Origin of the sequence: Paenibacillus xylanilyticus (assembly GCF_047246825.1) — a bacterium.
Classification (GTDB): Bacteria; Bacillota; Bacilli; order Paenibacillales; family Paenibacillaceae; genus Paenibacillus; species Paenibacillus xylanilyticus_B.
On record NZ_JBFOLB010000002.1, the window covers coordinates 807,475 to 824,666 of the forward strand.

Here is a 17,192-nt window from a genome sequence, read left to right on the forward strand (position 1 = left end):
ATTCCTCTCTTATCGTCATCTTTTCATTCTTTGTCAAAAGCGTTCACGCTATCCGAACCAGGCCGTATTACAGCTGCTCACCATTGCTTGCGATTACGTTTTTGTACCAGTCAAATGAATCTTTTTTCGAACGTTCAAGCGTTCCATTACCTTCGTCATCCAGATCCACATAGATGAAGCCATAACGTTTGGACATTTCGGAAGTGGACATGCTCACGAGGTCAATTGGGCCCCAAGCCGTGAATCCGATCAGATCCACACCGTCCTTGATCGCTTCCTTCATTTGCTCAATGTGTTTTTTCAGGTAATCCACACGGTAAGAGTCATGGATAGAACCATCTTCCTCTACCTTGTCATAAGCTCCAAGTCCATTTTCAACGATGAAAAGTGGTTTTTGATAACGATCCCAGAAGTTGTTCAGCGTTACGCGCAATCCGATTGGGTCGATCTCCCAACCCCAGTCGGAGGCTTCGAGATAAGGGTTTTTCACGCCGCCAGTCAGGTTCCCTGTTGTTTCTTCCAAGTCAGCAGAAGCAGATTTGGTCACAGACATGTAGTAACTGAAGGAGATGAAATCCACGGTGTTGTTGAGCAGGATTTCGTCATCACCCGGCTCCTTGTGAATTACAACGTTATTCTCTTCGAAATAACGGGCCATGTAGTTCGGGTATTTACCACGAGCATGCATGTCTGTGAAGAACAGGTTAATCTGATTCTCGTGTTGAGCCAGACGAACATCTACCGGGTTACAAGTCGCCGGATACGTCTCCATGCGGGCGAGCATACAGCCCACTTGGGAACCAGGAATAATCTCATGCGCAAGCTTCGTTACCATGGCACTTGCTACAAATTGGTGATGCAATGCTTGATAGGTCGTTTGCAGTTGGTTGTCCACTTTATCGATCAGAATGCCGCCGCCAGTGTACGGGCTGAACAGCATTACGTTGATTTCATTAAAAGTCAGCCAGTATTTCACTTTGTTTTTATAACGGTTGAATACCGTCTCTGCATATCTCACATAGTGCTGAATGACTTCACGGCCAGCCCAGCCATTGTATTTCTGTGTCAGACCGAGCGGAGTCTCGTAGTGAGACAAGGTAACCAGCGGCTCAATGCCGTATTTCAACAGTTCGTCGAAGACTTCGTCATAGAATTTCAGACCTGCTTCGTTCGGCTCCTGATCGTAACCGTTCGGGAAAATGCGTGCCCAGTGAATGGACAGGCGGAATACTTTGAAGCCCATTTCGGCAAACAGAGCGATGTCTTCCTTGAAACGATGATAGAAATCGATACCAAAACGTTTCGGGAAACGCTCTTCGATTTTGCCTGACAGAATTTCTTCGATCCGGGAAGAGGAGATTTCCATGGCATGTCCACCAGTACGCTTCTCTTTTGGAACATGGGCAATCATATCTGCCGTGGAGAGTCCTTTGCCATCCTCATCGAATGCACCTTCCAATTGGTTGGCAGCTGTAGCCCCACCCCACAGGAAGTTTTCGGGGAATCCTTTTTTTGCCGTAGTCATGAACAACAACCTCTTTTCAACAATTTATTTGGTAATGACAAGTCAGAAAGATAGAATGTCCTATTTCGAGCAAACCCACACGATAATCAGTAAATCTCGTTGAGGTTGTTCCTGATCCATGGACCCAAAACAGGCCAGAAAACAAGAAAAACCTAAACTCAAGGTAAAATAGCGCCCAAAAAAGGAGCCTTCATTTCACCATCAGTTTAGGTTTTGCCTGTCTTCGCAGTAACAATCCATCAAACGATGTATTGATTATTCTATTGTTTTCCTCTAGTGATGTAAGCGTAACATATCTGTTTTTCAAAATCAACTTTAGTACGCAACAGGCTTATTATAATAGAAGAACTTCAACGCGGCATGCGCATAATGGCTGCCCTTAATGCATTTCCGCCATCTGCGAGACCCAGAAAGCTTGCAGGACTTTGGTCGCCTAAAGCTGGTACCTTTTTGCTCATCCAGTCCAGTGCATACTCCCCCATTTCGCATAGAAGTACGTGGCTTATATCTGCCGGAATTCCCTGCTGCCTCGCACTTTCCACCAGTTTCGGATCAACCTGCAACAAGCGATCTGCAAAGCTAACAACAAATGAGTCCCAACTCTCCTGCCTGAATTCGGCAAGAAAGATATCTTTCATACTCATGTAAATTACCTCCCTGAAATGCGGTTTAATACCCCGAAGTCCTATCTGACATAATTCAGCCTAAAGCCGCTTGAAACGATACCAGAGAAAGGTAAACTTAATTTTAAATGTTTTTTGGGAGATTGGATAGTGAAGGAGGAACCCATTATGACTGATGAAGCAAGCACAGCCGGCTGGGATGCAATTGATACAGCATTTAGTGAACTTTACGGGGAGCAGGAACCCAAACATTATGGTACGGCCATCCCTTATGCACTCGGAGGACCTGACCCTCTGGATGGAATCAGTGCCTATAAAGTGGAACACCCAACGCCTCACTGGCACTTTGTTACGTACGGTTTTTCCGAGCTGTATGACAAAGAAACCAATGATCCGGCGCACAGCGGATATGGATTCGAACTGACATTTCGTCTGACCCGAACAGAAGATGAAACCGAACCGCCCGCATGGGCCCTTAACTTGTTACAGAATATGGGGCGTTATGTCTTTAATAGTGGAAACGTATTTCGCGCAGGTGACTACCTGGATGCCAATGGACCGATCTGTCTGGGCTCAGATACGCTGCTAACTGCCCTTTCCTTCATGGAAGATCCAGACCTGGAACAGCTGTCCACCCCTAATGGTACAGTGGATTTCATTCAAATGGTTGGTATTACCGGTCGGGAAATGGAAATGATGCAGACGTGGAACACACGTGGATTCCTTCGTGCATGCGAAGCATTTATGCCCAAATATGTTACGGATCTCATGCGTAACTCCTATGTGGATATTCCTTCGGTGGCACAGGCGGTACAGCGTGGAATTGAGGTTGAAGGCTCCAGCACGGCATTTTTATTCATACAACAACTGGCTTGGACACCCTCCCGCAAAAGACTGCTGCAAAAAAATGTGCCCGCCGAGCTTCAGTTTGGAGCCAAACAGGCTGTTCTGATCGGGAAAATACTGCGCAGCCGTATTGCAAAAGGTGCTCCTTTATCACTCATCGGTTCAGGTGTAAACATCACCTTCGAGGCCGGGGAAAACGCTTCTTTTCATGAGGAAGAAACTCAAGTTACCGTAACAGTCAATCCGCAGGCGGTCAACGAACTTGCAGCAAATCTGAAACCTTCGGAAATGACGTTTGAAATTCCATCACTTCCCGGCATGCTTTTCCGAATTGTCCGAACCGAAATTACCGACCAGGAAGGTCAAGTCGTAGAAACGATTGGTTAATCGTAAGGAGGTAACACCATGTCTGTCAGTACATCTGCCTTGCTGGAACATTGGTCCGATATCAGGACACCTAAACCCGGCATCGCACATATTAAATACATATCCAGAACCAGCCTGGAAAGATTGCGCAAAATCAATCATTTTCTAATCAGCGCCTTCCAGCGGAGTCTCTCAGACATCCGGGAGAATCTGTCCAGCACCTATCTGTTTCTGCTTACGGATGCAGATGGCGTGCTGCTCGCCATGGATTACAGCTGTGATCTGGAAGATGAAGTGAAGCAATCCCCGATACGTCCTGGCATGGTCTTCACTGCACAGAGCTGCGGGATCAATGCCATATCGGCAACGATGGAGAAGAATGAACCGGTATTGCTGCCACCGGAGCAGCATGAGAGCCCGCTTTTTCAACAATGGCATTGTTACGCCACTCCCCTATCTGTCGGACTCAATCATTCCGGGTATCTTGACGTATCCACCATTAACGCGGACATGCAGAGCGAATTGATTGCCATTGCCAAGCTTATTCCTGCCCATATGCAGAACAGCTACCAGAGCCTGATGTGCGCAGCTCCTTCTCAGAAACCATCCGTGGAGTTCACCGAGCGCCAGTTAACCATCCTCGAGATGATCTCGAGTGGATTAACCGTAAAGGCCATTGCTTTGAAACTGAAAATCAAAGAATGTACCGTGAATCATCACAAGAAAGTCATTTTCAACAAACTAGGTGTGCAGTCAAGCACAGAAGCTGTTTCAATTGCGAGCCGATTGTCTTATTTATAGAGGTACCCCTATAGTTTCCTATAGGTGGTAAAGAAGAACGTTTGTGCTACAATTTTATTGTACGCAACATTACAGAGAGAGAACACACACATTTATTTCAGGAGGGTTTTATGTCTATCACAAAAAGAACATCACTATTTGCAATGTTAATCATGGTTATGCTGGTTGCAGCCGCTTGCGGTGACAAGGCAGATAACACCGCTCAAACGGAAGATACCACCAAGACAGAAACTGCAGCCGCTGCGGACACGGATGCAACGAAGACTGAAGATACAGAAAACACGGAAGCGTCTACAGAACCAGCAACGGATGAAGAAGATAATTCCCAAAATGTTGAACTGGGTACAACCGAAAAAGGTTCTTACACCAATGACTATTTCGGCGTATCCTTGAAATTCCCTGAAGAATGGGAGTTCCAGGATGCAGCAGGAATGAACGAGCTGACAAGTGCTTCTTCTGATGCCATTGCCGGCGATGACGATACGAAGAAAAAACAGCTTGAACTGTCCCAAGCCAAAACATTAAACCTGTTGATGGCTTCCGAATTGCCACTGGGTGGTCAGGAAGTTGGTCCTTCCGCTATGGCGATTGCCGAAAAAGTCAGCCTGCTGCAGGGTATTCGTACAGGCAAAGACTATCTGGAAGCAACCAAGAAATTCATGGTCGACAGCCAGTTCCCTTATGATTATAAAGAAATCTCAACCGAAACCATCGGCGGAAAAGAGATGGATGTCATGCAAATCACGATGGATGCTGGTGACGGTACGACCATCACGCAAGATTACTACAGCACCATTATTGACGGTTATGCATTCAACTTCATCTTCACTTATTTGGATGATGCAAGCAAAGCCGAAATTGACAACATTAAGAAATCCGTACAATTTAAATAAGAAGAAGTTCGTTTAAGCTAAAGAACACATCACATGATTGAACCCCGAGCAGTTGATCTTACAGAGATCACTGCCGGGGTTCTTTTTTCGACACCCGCCGTTTTAGTTCTATCCGGAAACGGCAACCCAGTGCCCTTCCGTAACCTCGACCCACTTCGAATGCTCCAGATTGTACCGGTCTGCAGGGTATTCCCTGCTGCTCTCTTCTATTACATTCCGTTTTTTCTTCGCTTCCACGGCCGGATCAGGTACCGGGATTGCAGAAAGCAGTGACTTCGTATAGGCATGCTGCGGATTGGAATACAGCTCTTCACTTTCAGCAAGCTCCACAATTTTGCCGTTGTACATCACAGCGACACGATCACTGATATGTTTGACCATGGACAGGTCGTGTGCAATAAAGAGGTAGGTCAGACCAAGGCGCTGCTGCAGTTCCTCAAGCAGTTGTACAATCTGTGCCTGAATGGACACATCGAGTGCAGACAGCGGCTCATCGCAAACAATGAACTCGGGTTCCACAGCCAGTGCCCGGGCAATGCCAATCCTTTGTCTCTGACCGCCGGAGAACTCATGAGGGTAGCGTAAGGCATGTGAAGGGTCGAGACCTACCATCTCCAGCAGCTCTTCCACACGCTTCTCTCTTTCCGATGCACTCTTGGTCAGCTGGTGAATATCAAGGGCTTCACCGATAATGTCCATAATTCTCAATTTCGGATTCAGCGAAGCATAGGGGTCCTGGAAGATGATCTGCATATGCCGTCTCATCGTTTTCATTTCCGAGGCAGACAGCCGATTCAGCGGTACACCTTTAAATAAAACATCCCCACCTGTAGGCTCATGCAGTCTCAAAATGGCACGCCCTGTCGTGGATTTGCCGCTGCCGGACTCCCCTACGACTCCCAGTGTCTCGCCTTGCCGAATATAAAAGCTGATATCATTCACAGCCTTCAATGTATTGCCTTTCCCCAGATTAAAATACTGCCTCAGGGATTTCACCTCAAGCAAGGGCTGATCTTCCTTCAGGTCCCTATGGACCAATGAAACCGGTTTGGGTTTCTTCTTCTCATCCAGTCGCGGCAAGGCGTTCAAGAGCCTGGACGTATATTCGTGTTTCGGACTCGCGAAGATCTCGGCCGTTGTCCCGGATTCCACAATCTGTCCCTCTTTCATGACAACGACGCGGTCACACATTCCGGCCACGACCCCCAGATCATGTGTAATCAGGATGATGGACGTGCCCAGCCGTGCCTGCATGTCTTTCATCAGATTCAAAATTTGAGCCTGAATGGTCACGTCCAGAGCAGTCGTTGGTTCATCCGCAATAAGCAGCTCAGGACGGCAAGCAAGCGCAATGGCAATCATGACCCGCTGACGCATGCCTCCCGAGAACTCGTGCGGATACTGATTATAACGTGCCTCGCTCTGCGATATGCCGACCAGTTCAAGCATGGCGATTGCCTGTTTCTTCGCTTCCCTGCGGGACAGCTTCTGATGCTTGATCAGGCTCTCGGAGATTTGTTTCCCAACTTTAATGGTCGGATTAAGAGAGCTCATGGGATCCTGAAAGATCATGCCGATGTCACGTCCGCGGATGCTTTCCATCTCTTTTTGCGTTTTATTCGCCAGATTGACCCCGCGAAACAGGATTTCGCCCTTCTTCATCTGAGATGGAGGGGAAGCAAGCAGCCTCATTATGGAACGGGCAGTTACGCTTTTGCCGCTCCCTGACTCTCCAACAATTCCAAGCGTCTCCCCTTTTCGAACTTCAAAACTGACCTCACGTACCGCCTGAAATTCACTCTCTCCGGAATGAAAAGAGACGGACAAATCACTTACCTTCAGCAAAGGTTGCATGTAAACACCTGCTTTCTCCCATAATTTCACGCGTCTTTCATATGTATACAATTAATACCTTGACAATTAACTAGACCCTAAATAATATATACTATATCAATCGGAATAATGCAATTTAAACCTGAATGAAGGGAGGTTTGCTTGGTTTGAATCTTGCAGCAGGCAGCAAAATGTCACGGCTTGTACAGAATGTAAGTTATATTTATGGCAAAATGCTGCTTCATCCCTCCTATCGATATGTTCTGTTTATTCTGGGGCTGCCAATCAATCTGGTCGTGCTCCTCGTGTGGCAATCCAGACGCCAAAAGGATGGCTGGCAATCTGCCGAGCGAGTGGTAGAACAGGAGATGCTTGCCTCTTCTTACCGGGATAAGCTTCGAACAATAGTAGAAGAACAGCTGAGGCGCAAACATCGCTTCTTCCAGCAGCAGGTCAGTGAAATTGAATTCAAGCGTAAGGCAGAGGAATGGCTGGAAGAGACCTATCGGAAAGAATTGAATGAACGGACGTCACGCAGACTGCAGGAACGAGGAGAACAGCGCCTGACCATGGCCGATACGTTCCATTCACTATTAGACAAACCTTGGTTTTTCGCCCTGTCTATTATTCCGGGCTGTCTGATGTATTTCATTCTGTTGGTCTATGGCAATCCTTATTTAAAGTACATATTCGAAAGAATACTGATGACGATTTTCGTCATTCTTGGTGTAGCTACACTGGTATTCACCATCTTATACCTGTCCCCGTTCAACCCGGCAGCGAACATTCTCGGAGAGACGGCAACACAGGAGCAGATTGCAGCCTTTAATCATGTATACGGCCTGGATCAGCCCTATCTCGTTCAGCTATGGAATAATATTAAGGGAATTGCACTGTTTGACCTGGGCAAGTCTTTTTCGGGAAATGAAGATGTGACAGCGACCATTGCCAGAAAGTTTCCGATTACACTGACGCTGGCAGTGATCTCCCTGCTGCTCGCCCTTGTCATCGCACTTCCGATCGGGATCATTTCGGCGATCAAGCCCAATTCGCTGTTTGATTACACATTCATGTTTATCGCCCTGATCGGATTGTCGATTCCGAACTTCTGGCAGGGACTGATTTTCATCCTGAACTTTTCGATCAAAATGCAGTGGCTTCCCGCGACATTTAATCCTCAGAACTGGCTGTCCATCATTATGCCAACCATTGTTCTGGGAACGGGATTAACGGCAGCAGTGGCCCGGATGACCCGTTCTTCCACACTGGAGGTCATTCATGAGGATTACGTGATGACGGCTCGCGCCAAAGGGTTGAGTGAACGAAATGTACTGCTGAAACACGCGGTACGCAATGCCTTGATTCCCATCGTAACCGTAGTTGGATTGCAATTTGGAGGTATGCTCGGCGGAGCTGCCGTAACGGAGAAAGTGTTCAATATTAGCGGACTCGGCAGTTACATTGTAGATAAACAGTTTATTCCTGATATTCCGAGTATCATGGGCGGAGTAGTGTATACAGCGATTACCATTTCCATCATTAACGTAATTGTTGATCTGTTGTATGCCTTTATCGATCCGAGAGTACGTTCCAAGATGAAACAATATTAAAGCAGGTGCACTATGACAAAATCGGGTTCCTTAACACAAGAAGCGCGTTTCCGGCTTAAATCTTCACCAGAATACAGCCAAGCCAGTTTCGCATGGGTCACTTCTCTCTTATTGACGGTATTGCTGCTGTTCAACAGTTATGACCTGGGCCGTCAGGAGTTCAGATCTTTTCTGCTGACTGCACTGTTCATCTACCTGTTTTTCACCATCATTCAGAGTGTCCTGATGCTGCTCATCCGAAAGGACTTGATCCGGCACGGACATATTTCAACATCAACCCGCAGACTGGCCTGGATTCAGCTGCTGGCCATTTGCTCGGGTAACATATTTATCGTCACAGCGGCGTTTCACCTGATCAAGAAAACAAAACAAGTGGAGTATACCTTTGCGGTGTATATGCTGCTGACGCAGCTGTTCGTTATTGGCGTTTCGGCACTCAATATGTTTAAACCTTACGTTTCCGATACTTTTTTTCCAGCCATGGCAGCACTGCTACTGATTCTGGTCATTGACCTGGTTGTATTGATCATTGTTGCTCAATATACTACAGCTTCGATCATTCCACGCTGGATGATTGCAGTAAGCATTCTACTGATTCTGACTTCGGTCACAGGAAACGTATTTGCACTGCTGCTCGGCATTTCCATCATCGGACGCTACCGGAGACAAGGGAAGCAAAAATCAAACTTCTGGAACGACCTGTGGGACCGACTGGCTCCCAACGTAACAGCGATGTCCGGTATGTTTTTTATCATCTTCCTGTTTTCCATCTCGATCTGCAGCTTCTTCACCTTTGATTACAGCATGGCGGTTGAAAACAACTATTCCGCCTTGCTTCAGCCGCCATCTCTGGCTTATCCCTTGGGGACGGATGATTTCGGGCGATGCCTGTTCTCCAGAATCGTATTTGGGGCCCGCATCTCGCTGATCGTAGGCTGTCTGTCGACCATTATTCCCGTGATCATCGGTGGAGTTCTTGGGGCCTTTTCCGGATTCTATGGAAGACACACGGATAATATCATCATGCGGCTGCTCGATGTCCTCTATGCCATTCCCGGCATCCTGCTGGCCATTGCCATCATTGCTGCGTTTGGTGCCAATACGGTCAATCTGATTCTGGCACTCAGTCTGGGATCCATTCCGACCTATGCACGTACCATGAGAGCCAGTGTCCTGTATGTTTCTACTTTTGAATTCGTGGAGGCTGCGCGCGCTCTCGGTTATAACAATCGTTCCATCATCTTCAAACACATCATTCCAAATTCGCTTGCTCCAATGATCATCAAATCCACGCTTACCATCGGCGGAGCGGTCATTGCTACCAGCAGCCTGAGCTACCTGGGACTCGGTGTTGAACCACATATCCCGGAATGGGGCAACATTCTCAAGCTGGGCAGCACGTATCTGGAAACGCACTCTTATCTGGCCATTTATCCAGGTCTGGCAATTATCTTGCTTGTTCTGTCATTCAACTTTCTCGGTGACGGTCTGCGCGACGCACTCGATCCGAAACTGGAAAAGGCTTAATCGTATTGATTCGACTAATTCATTTGATTTTGAATCAAAACTTATCAGGAGGTAATACCATGAAAAAACGTTCATTGATCTCATTGCTGCTCATTCTCGTCATCGTGATCTCCGGTTGCAGCGTGAAGACCAAGTCCGAATCCCAATCGGAAACGGCCCCGACTTCGCCAGCAGAGAACGCTCAGAATCAGGCTCCAGTTGACATTGAACTGCTCGCCCAGAGCTCTTCCGAAAATGACGTTAACATTATCCGCGACCAGCTGACCAAAAACGGCTTCAATGTGAAGCTGAATCTGCAGCCGGATTACGGCAGCTACAAATCCCAACAGGATGCCGGCAACTATGATATTGCTCTCTCCAGCTGGACAACCGTAACCGGTAACCCGGACTATGCGGTTCGTTCCCTTTTCAAAACGGGTGGTGACTACAGCATTCTGGCGGATGAGGAAATCGACAAACTGATTGACCAGGCTGCTACCCAAACACCCGAAGAATACAAGGATACATACAAACAATTGGAGGATCGCCTGGTAACGGATCAAGCCTATATCGCTCCATTGTACATTTCCCTGAAGAGTCAGGCGGTGAATCAGGACATCCTGAACCCGGATACGGTACGCCTGTCCAAATCCCGCGCCATGGCTTGGGAACCGATTGAATTCAAGGATAGTTCCAAAAATAAAAAAGATCCGCTGATTTTGACTCAAAGCGCGTCTGTACTGACTTCCCTTGACCCGATCAAAGGAAACGACGGTTCCATCAACCAGTTGAACACCAACATGTATGTGCGTCTCGTGAACCTGACGGATGATGATCAGCTGACAGCTGATGGGTCACTTTCCCACAATTTCAGCATTGCTGAAGGAAATTCGGAATATTATTTCATCCTCAGAGACGACATCAACTTTGCCAAAATTGAAAACAAAAAGGCAGTAGATACCGGGGAGCGCGTTGGTGCTGACGATGTCATCTTCTCTCTCGATCGGGCCAAAAATAAAGACTCCGTTCCGGATCACCGGACATACAGCCTTCACGAGCATATCAAAGAAGCAGAGCTGGTAACCGACCTCAGTGCTCTGGAATCCATCCAGACATCCGGCGGCAACGGAACCATCAAAGACGCACTGGAGCAAGGACTCGATTCCAAAATCACCGAACTGGTCTCCGACAAAACAAAAGCGGATAACAGTGCAGGAAAATATCAGGTCGTAAAACTGACCACAACGGAGCCTTTCCCTCAAGTTCTGAACTATTTGGCTCACCAGTCTGCCGGGATTGTATCCAAAAAACAGGTAGAGAGCATCAACACCTATGACGTGGCTTCTTTTGACGTAAACAAAGATATTCCTTACGGTGACCAGAACACGGTGACAGAAGGTGCTTCGTACAACAACACACTGTACGCAAGCGGTCCGTACATTCTGGCTTACAAAAATGACTATGAGGGCGTATTCTATCAAAATCCCGGATACCGCAAAGGATCCGAATATGCACCGAAAATTTCACAGGTAAACGTGCGCTTTATCGCGGATGCCGACAGTGCGCTGTCTGCCCTTCGCAGCAGTGAAATTCATTTGTATTACGGGGTACCTGAAACGAAGTATGACATCATTGAAAGTGACAGCAAGCTGAAGCTGCAAAGTATTCCGAGCAACGCCGTTTCCTATCTGCTATTTAACACCAAGAATAGGGATGTGGCGAAGAGCAGTGATCTGAGAAAAGCTGTGCTGTACTCCATCAATCAGGATGAAATTTTGCAGTTCTATAAGAACAACAAACTCAAAGCCTACTCAACGGTAAGTCCGATCGTTCAGACCGGCAATGAATTGAAGTCTGATCCTGCGAAAGTAAAAGAGTTCTTAAGCAATTACAACGCATCCAAGTAAAAGTAAACATGAACGGCTGCCACTAAGATCTTTTAATGATCTTGATGGCAGCCGTTTCATACGTTGAAGGTTTATTTTAATCGAGTCGTCTATCTGGAATATCTTCGCTGCACGCCAGGCAGTAGAGTAACGACCTGAATCGCAAGCGCCCATGAAAAATAGAGCAGATGAATGACTGACACAATCTGTATCCAGTACACCTGAACCATAATCCAGATATGTAGTGCGAATCCTGTGTACAAGGAGAACGTCCATGCCCAATATCGATCCGGATAGAGGTTAAGTTTTTCCCCTACTCCCCAATGAGAGTGAGCAATAAGCGAAATAGCAACCACGATCGGCATTATACCAAGAACTAACAATAGTATGATTCCCGGGATCAAAAAATTGCCAAATGGGGAATGCTCCAACAACGAATTTGGTAAATTGATGAGATTTCCTGATGGATCGATAATAAGGACTCCCCCTCCAACGATCGCACCAATGCCCAAAAACCCTTGCAATATAATGAGCATCCATAATAATATGCCCAGACTCTGTTCACGCCTGATTCGCTCTTCACCTGCTTCCATACCTCACCCTCCAGACAAGTATACAGATGTCGTTGAATTTTCTATTCCATTTTCACATATGGAAGGAACCTCATCCTGTGCTATTCTTCACAAAATCTGCCCCCGGATAAATGGCTAATGGTAAAACTTGATAAAAGAACGTACGTTCGGTATAATAAAGTTATCCTGAATGAGCGAGAGGCAGATATGGACGACAAATTTATCAAGGAATTACGCGAGATTAGTCGGGATGATAGACGAAGATCCGAATTCATGATTCAAGGCATGAAAGAAACACTTGAAGAAAGAAAACAACAGAACATACTTAAGCGCTGGATTCGGCGGAAGAAAGCGGAGAAGAAAATCTCACAAAGATTCAATCAGGATCCCCACCGGGATCAAAAGTAAGACATAAAAAAGGAGGCAGAACATGCCTCCCATACGTTTACATACGAAAACTAATTTAGATCAATAGTGTCTGAAGTTTAATAGTCATTTACTTTAATAGAACTCGACTCACCTGGAATCTACCGATTCAGGGCAAAATGGCAAAGGATCTAACCGGAAACCCGGAAGCCTTCTCAGCCTTGGGTACAATATTGAAAATGACCGCCCCTTTTGCTGGCACCTGGTCCAGATTGGTCAACAGTTCTACCTGATATGTATCCTGAGCAAGAACATAATATTCTGCCAGAAGTGCGCCATTTTTTTGATAGTCCACAGCCGAATCGGTATCGAAGGTTTCATGGCCAATCGCCTTGATTTTGCGCTCCTCAAACAAAAACATCAGTGCACTAACCGACCAACCGGGTGCATGGCTGTTGCCTTCCGCATCCTTGTTGTCAAACTTTTCATGACTGGGCCAGCGTTTGCTCCAATCTGTACGAAGTGCCACGAAACTGCCTTCTTCAATAACCCCATGTTCCTTCTCAAATGCCAGAATATGTTCGACATCCAGCGTAAAATCCGGATTGCTCGCCACGGCGGCAGACTGGTCAATAACCACAAGCGGCAGCACTAGTTCCTTCAGCCCCAGTTCATCCAAATAACGCGTGTCACGGACAAAGTGAATCGGTGCATCCAGATGCGTGCCATATTGACCGGGGAATTTGAAGCTCTGAGCAAAGAAACCTTGATCATGATTAAACAACGTATCAAACTGGGCTGCATCAAAAGCAGAGAAGTGCGGAGACTCCGGCCCAAAGGTATGGGTCAGGTCAACCCATTTTTTCTCTTTTAACAGTTGAATGGCTTGAATGAGTTCATTGGACAATTGGATCACCTCATACGCAGAATGGAATAAATTTCTACTATTATATCTTAATCCCCTACATATGGGAATGCAGTACTGTCCTGGCCACCAACAATGAAAAAGCCACCTTCCCGAACGGAAGATGGCCAACATTTCAGACTCCGAGTTTTAGTATAATAGAACTGTTATTTGCGAGTTGACATTATTGCGCACGGATGACAAGCTTCCCGCGTGTATGATGCGTTTCGCTCTTTTCATGCGCTTCCCGAAGTCCCTGTTCACTTAAGATATACGTCTCGTCAATAATAGGTTTGAGTTTGCCCTCTGAAGCTAGCTTAGCCAATTGATCCAACTGGTCCCCTTTGGGTTCCATCATGAATACATTGGCGGTTACTCCTGCTTCCTTCGCGAGATTCTCATCCGGCTGTTCCACCAGGGATACCAGATGCCCGCCAGGCTTCAATACCTTGAAGCTGCTGCGCTGAATATCGCCGCCCATCGTGTCCAGCACCACATCATACCCGGAGAGCACTTCCGAGAAGTCTTCCTTTTTATAATTGATAAAATGATCCACGCCCAGGGAGCCAAGCAGCTCCTCATTCGACTCACTCGCCGTGGCCGCCACTTCAGCGCCAATATATTTGGCAATCTGTATCGCGTAAGTCCCTACACCGCCGGCTCCGGCGTGAATCAATACCTTTTGTCCCTTTGCGAGATGCCCATGATCAATAAGTGCCTGCCAGGCTGTCATGCCCGCAAGTGGAATGGCTGCCGCCTCCTCATAGCTCAGGTTGTCCGGAATGCGGGATACAATGTCAGCATCTACTGCCACATATTCTGCATACGTTCCGAAGCTGCGGGGACGGGCAAATACCCGGTCTCCCTCCCTGAACTGCGTGACATTGGAACCGACCTCCGACACAATACCTGCAGCATCTCCTCCTAAGATCAACGGGAATGAGTCAGCCGCTTCTTCCATATGCCCTTGTCTGACTTTGAAGTCGACCGGGTTCACCGATGTTGCATGAATCCGGATAACGACCTGGTTGATCCCACAAGTCGGCTTGGGCACCTCCTGTTCCTTCAATTGTTCCGCTCCACCAAACTGATCAATAACAATAGCTTTCATTAGAAATCCCGCCTTCCCATTGGATTATCGCGCTGTGCTCTCCCTCTTCATTACCCTGTGCGGCCCTTCACTTGACCTTAGATCAACAATTGTTGATCGGCTTCGTTTCATTAATTTGGCCATCAAGCATGGTATAATGAATCATTCTCATTCTTCATGAACTAACTGACAAGCGAGGGAAAACAAAATGGAAATTGAGGTCATCACCTTACACGCATTTTCTGATATAGCAGAGGGAGGTAACCCCGCTGGGGTCGTTCTACAAGCAGAGTATTTGTCCGCAGCGCAGATGCAGGAGATTGCCAGACAAGTCGGATTTTCCGAAACGGCATTCGTTATGCCCTCGGATTTTGCCGATTACAAAGTACGTTTCTTTACCCCAAACCATGAAGTTGACTTATGTGGACATGCGACGGTGGCGCTATTCTATCTGATGAAGGCCGAGCAGATGGTCGACGTGGGTATATATACGCTTGATACACTGGCAGGAATTCTTGAAGTAACCGTTGAGAAAAGCGGTGAGGTCTATCTGTCCCAGACGCTTCCCCAGTTCGGAGAGTTGGTTAACCGGCAGGACATCGCAGACTCCCTGCAGATTCCATTGCAGGATCTACACCCCGAACTGCCTGTTCAGATCGTGTCTACCGGGCTGCGCGATATATTAATTCCGGTTAGGCATCCTGATGTTTTGGCAGCCATTAACCCTGACCTTCGGCATATTGCCGACATCAGCAAAGCTCATCAAGTGGTAGGCTACCACGTGTTTGCGATTGGAGCGCAGGACAATGCAGCTTTGGCAGAATGTCGGAACTTTGCCCCTCTATACGACATCCCGGAAGAGAGCGCAACGGGTACATCCAATGGGGCATTGCTGTGTTACCTGCATAAGTATCAACAGCTTCCAGCTCCACATGATCAGACGTTTATGATCAAACAAGGGTACACGATGAACCGACCTTCTAAAATCCAGGGCAGAATATCGCTTTGCAGTTCCAACGAAATCACCCAGGTTCAGATCGGCGGTGTCGCCGTGCATATAGAGAATATTCAAATTCATCTTCCCTAGAGCAAAAGAAACAAAAAAAGCGCCACACCCGTGAGATGAAGTTCTCTCTGTGGTGTGACGCTGCTTCCAGAATCCATCCTACCCTGTCTCTTTCCTTCGTAATCGGTTCCTCAGTCGCTCATATTGCCCATATATCCACGGCGCTTCCTTTGTCAGAATGGGACCCAGCACCGCCAGAATCAACACGTAGAGCACGGCAAAAGACTGGATTGAAACCATTAGTCCCCCTGCCTTACCAATGTTCGCCATGATGATCGAGAACTCCCCTCGGGAAACCAGGGTGAATCCCACCTTGAGTGAAGCTTTGGGCGTCATTCCGGACATTCTGCCTGCAATCATCCCCGCCCCATAATTGCTGGCGATGGTCAGGATGACCGCTATGATCGTCATACCCACTGCACCCCCAAGGGAGGAGGGTTCAATGGTCAGCCCAAAGCTGAAAAAGAAGATGGCACCAAAAAAATCCTTGAACGGCATCACCTGATGCTCAATTCGGCTCGCGTGTCTCGATTCACCCAGTACCAGTCCCATCATTAACGCACCGATGGCCTCGGCAACATGCAGTGTTTCTGAGAAACCAGCCACCAAAAAGAGCAGCGTCATCACCGTAAGCAGGAACAGTTCCGATGATTTGATGTTTAGCGCCTTGTCAATATACTTGATGCTTTTCCGGCCTATGATCAGAAACAGCACAATAAACAGCATGGCAGACAAGGATACCAGCAGTACGCTGAGGAATGAAGTCGCCCCGCTAAGAACGAGTCCCGTCAGGATCGAAATATGGATGGCAATAAACAGGTCGTCAAACATGATCATGCCCATAATAATCTCCGTTTCGGGATTCGCCGTGCGCTTCAGGTCAACGAGTACTTTCGCCACAATCGCTGTAGAAGAACTGGTCATGATGCCGCACACCACCAGCGTCTCTTTTAACGGCAGTTCCATAAACCAGCCCAGCAGCAGACCGGATGCAAAATTAAGTCCAACATAGAACATGCCTCCGGTCAGAATGGCTTTGCCGGATTTCAGCAACCGGGAGACCGAGAATTCAAGTCCAAGATAGAATAGAAGAAATAAAATGCCGAGCCTGCCCATAAATTCAATAAATGCCGAGCTTTCGATAAAACGCAAATCCACAATGCCGATCTGTGGTGCATGCGGTCCAACAGCCATCCCAATCAGAATATAGAAGGGAATGACCGAAAATCGTAATCGTGCAGATATTAGCCCCGTAAGTGTAATCAGCGCAACAGCAATTCCCACTTCGAATATGAGCATATCCAT

Annotated in this window: 15 protein-coding genes; 8 read left to right on the forward strand and 7 right to left on the reverse strand. The window is 47.3% G+C overall.

Translation table 11 applies throughout. From position 1 onward, the window contains the following. Positions 1–67: 67 nt before the first annotated feature. Positions 68–1,525, reverse strand: coding sequence for a glycoside hydrolase family 1 protein (locus AB3N00_RS18350; RefSeq protein ID WP_413035855.1), 1,458 nt, complete (start codon positions 1,523–1,525; stop codon positions 68–70). Between the two features lie 350 nt (positions 1,526–1,875). Continuing rightward, positions 1,876–2,169, reverse strand: a complete 294-nt coding sequence (locus AB3N00_RS18355; RefSeq protein ID WP_413035856.1) for a hypothetical protein — start codon at positions 2,167–2,169, stop codon at positions 1,876–1,878. Positions 2,170–2,316: 147 nt separating this feature from the next. Between AB3N00_RS18355 and AB3N00_RS18360 the strand changes: the two genes are divergently transcribed. The 3 genes from AB3N00_RS18360 (at position 2,317) to AB3N00_RS18370 (ending at position 5,054) form a co-directional block, all read left to right on the forward strand. Beyond that, positions 2,317–3,381 carry a suppressor of fused domain protein gene (locus tag AB3N00_RS18360; protein ID WP_413035857.1) on the forward strand — a complete coding sequence of 355 codons (1,065 nt, stop codon included), beginning with the start codon at positions 2,317–2,319 and terminating at the stop codon, positions 3,379–3,381. 18 nt (positions 3,382–3,399) lie between these two features. Then, the gene (locus AB3N00_RS18365) at positions 3,400–4,161 is read left to right on the forward strand and encodes a LuxR C-terminal-related transcriptional regulator (protein ID WP_413035858.1); all 762 of its coding nucleotides are present in this window, start codon (positions 3,400–3,402) and stop codon (positions 4,159–4,161) included. Between the two features lie 110 nt (positions 4,162–4,271). Beyond that, positions 4,272–5,054, forward strand: a complete 783-nt coding sequence (locus AB3N00_RS18370; protein WP_413035859.1) for a hypothetical protein — start codon at positions 4,272–4,274, stop codon at positions 5,052–5,054. 108 nt (positions 5,055–5,162) lie between these two features. Here the strand turns inward: AB3N00_RS18370 and AB3N00_RS18375 are convergent, their stop codons facing one another. Further along, positions 5,163–6,908, reverse strand: a complete 1,746-nt coding sequence (locus tag AB3N00_RS18375) for a dipeptide ABC transporter ATP-binding protein (RefSeq protein WP_413035860.1) — start codon at positions 6,906–6,908, stop codon at positions 5,163–5,165. A 170-nt stretch (positions 6,909–7,078) separates the two neighbouring features. Between AB3N00_RS18375 and AB3N00_RS18380 the strand changes: the two genes are divergently transcribed. From AB3N00_RS18380 to AB3N00_RS18390, 3 genes are read left to right on the forward strand one after another with little or no spacing between them, the layout of a single operon-like run. After that, the gene (locus tag AB3N00_RS18380) at positions 7,079–8,497 is read left to right on the forward strand and encodes an ABC transporter permease (protein WP_413036072.1); all 1,419 of its coding nucleotides are present in this window, start codon (positions 7,079–7,081) and stop codon (positions 8,495–8,497) included. A 12-nt stretch (positions 8,498–8,509) separates the two neighbouring features. After that, positions 8,510–10,024, forward strand: coding sequence for an ABC transporter permease (locus tag AB3N00_RS18385; protein WP_413035861.1), 1,515 nt, complete (start codon positions 8,510–8,512; stop codon positions 10,022–10,024). A gap of 59 nt (positions 10,025–10,083) precedes the next feature. Beyond that, positions 10,084–11,910 (forward strand): ABC transporter substrate-binding protein, encoded by a 1,827-nt coding sequence (locus AB3N00_RS18390; protein WP_413035862.1) that lies wholly within the window; start codon positions 10,084–10,086, stop codon positions 11,908–11,910. 89 nt (positions 11,911–11,999) lie between these two features. Here the strand turns inward: AB3N00_RS18390 and AB3N00_RS18395 are convergent, their stop codons facing one another. After that, positions 12,000–12,482 (reverse strand): hypothetical protein, encoded by a 483-nt coding sequence (locus AB3N00_RS18395; RefSeq protein WP_413035863.1) that lies wholly within the window; start codon positions 12,480–12,482, stop codon positions 12,000–12,002. A gap of 117 nt (positions 12,483–12,599) precedes the next feature. On the opposite strand from AB3N00_RS18395, the gene AB3N00_RS18400 reads away from it, so the two are divergent. Continuing rightward, the gene (locus AB3N00_RS18400; RefSeq protein ID WP_413035864.1) at positions 12,600–12,869 is read left to right on the forward strand and encodes a hypothetical protein; all 270 of its coding nucleotides are present in this window, start codon (positions 12,600–12,602) and stop codon (positions 12,867–12,869) included. A 127-nt stretch (positions 12,870–12,996) separates the two neighbouring features. Here the strand turns inward: AB3N00_RS18400 and AB3N00_RS18405 are convergent, their stop codons facing one another. Both AB3N00_RS18405 and AB3N00_RS18410 read right to left on the reverse strand, forming a co-directional pair. After that, complete coding sequence (locus AB3N00_RS18405) at positions 12,997–13,734, reverse strand: cyclase family protein (protein WP_413035865.1); 738 nt, start codon at positions 13,732–13,734, stop codon at positions 12,997–12,999. Positions 13,735–13,915: 181 nt separating this feature from the next. Then, on the reverse strand, positions 13,916–14,842 hold the full coding sequence (locus AB3N00_RS18410) for an NADP-dependent oxidoreductase (protein WP_413035866.1): 927 nt from the start codon (positions 14,840–14,842) through the stop codon (positions 13,916–13,918). Between the two features lie 187 nt (positions 14,843–15,029). Between AB3N00_RS18410 and AB3N00_RS18415 the strand changes: the two genes are divergently transcribed. Continuing rightward, positions 15,030–15,908 carry a PhzF family phenazine biosynthesis protein gene (locus AB3N00_RS18415; protein ID WP_413035867.1) on the forward strand — a complete coding sequence of 293 codons (879 nt, stop codon included), beginning with the start codon at positions 15,030–15,032 and terminating at the stop codon, positions 15,906–15,908. 78 nt (positions 15,909–15,986) lie between these two features. On the opposite strand, the gene AB3N00_RS18420 is transcribed toward AB3N00_RS18415, so the two are convergent. Beyond that, positions 15,987–17,192 carry a cation:proton antiporter gene (locus tag AB3N00_RS18420; RefSeq protein WP_413035868.1) on the reverse strand — a complete coding sequence of 402 codons (1,206 nt, stop codon included), beginning with the start codon at positions 17,190–17,192 and terminating at the stop codon, positions 15,987–15,989.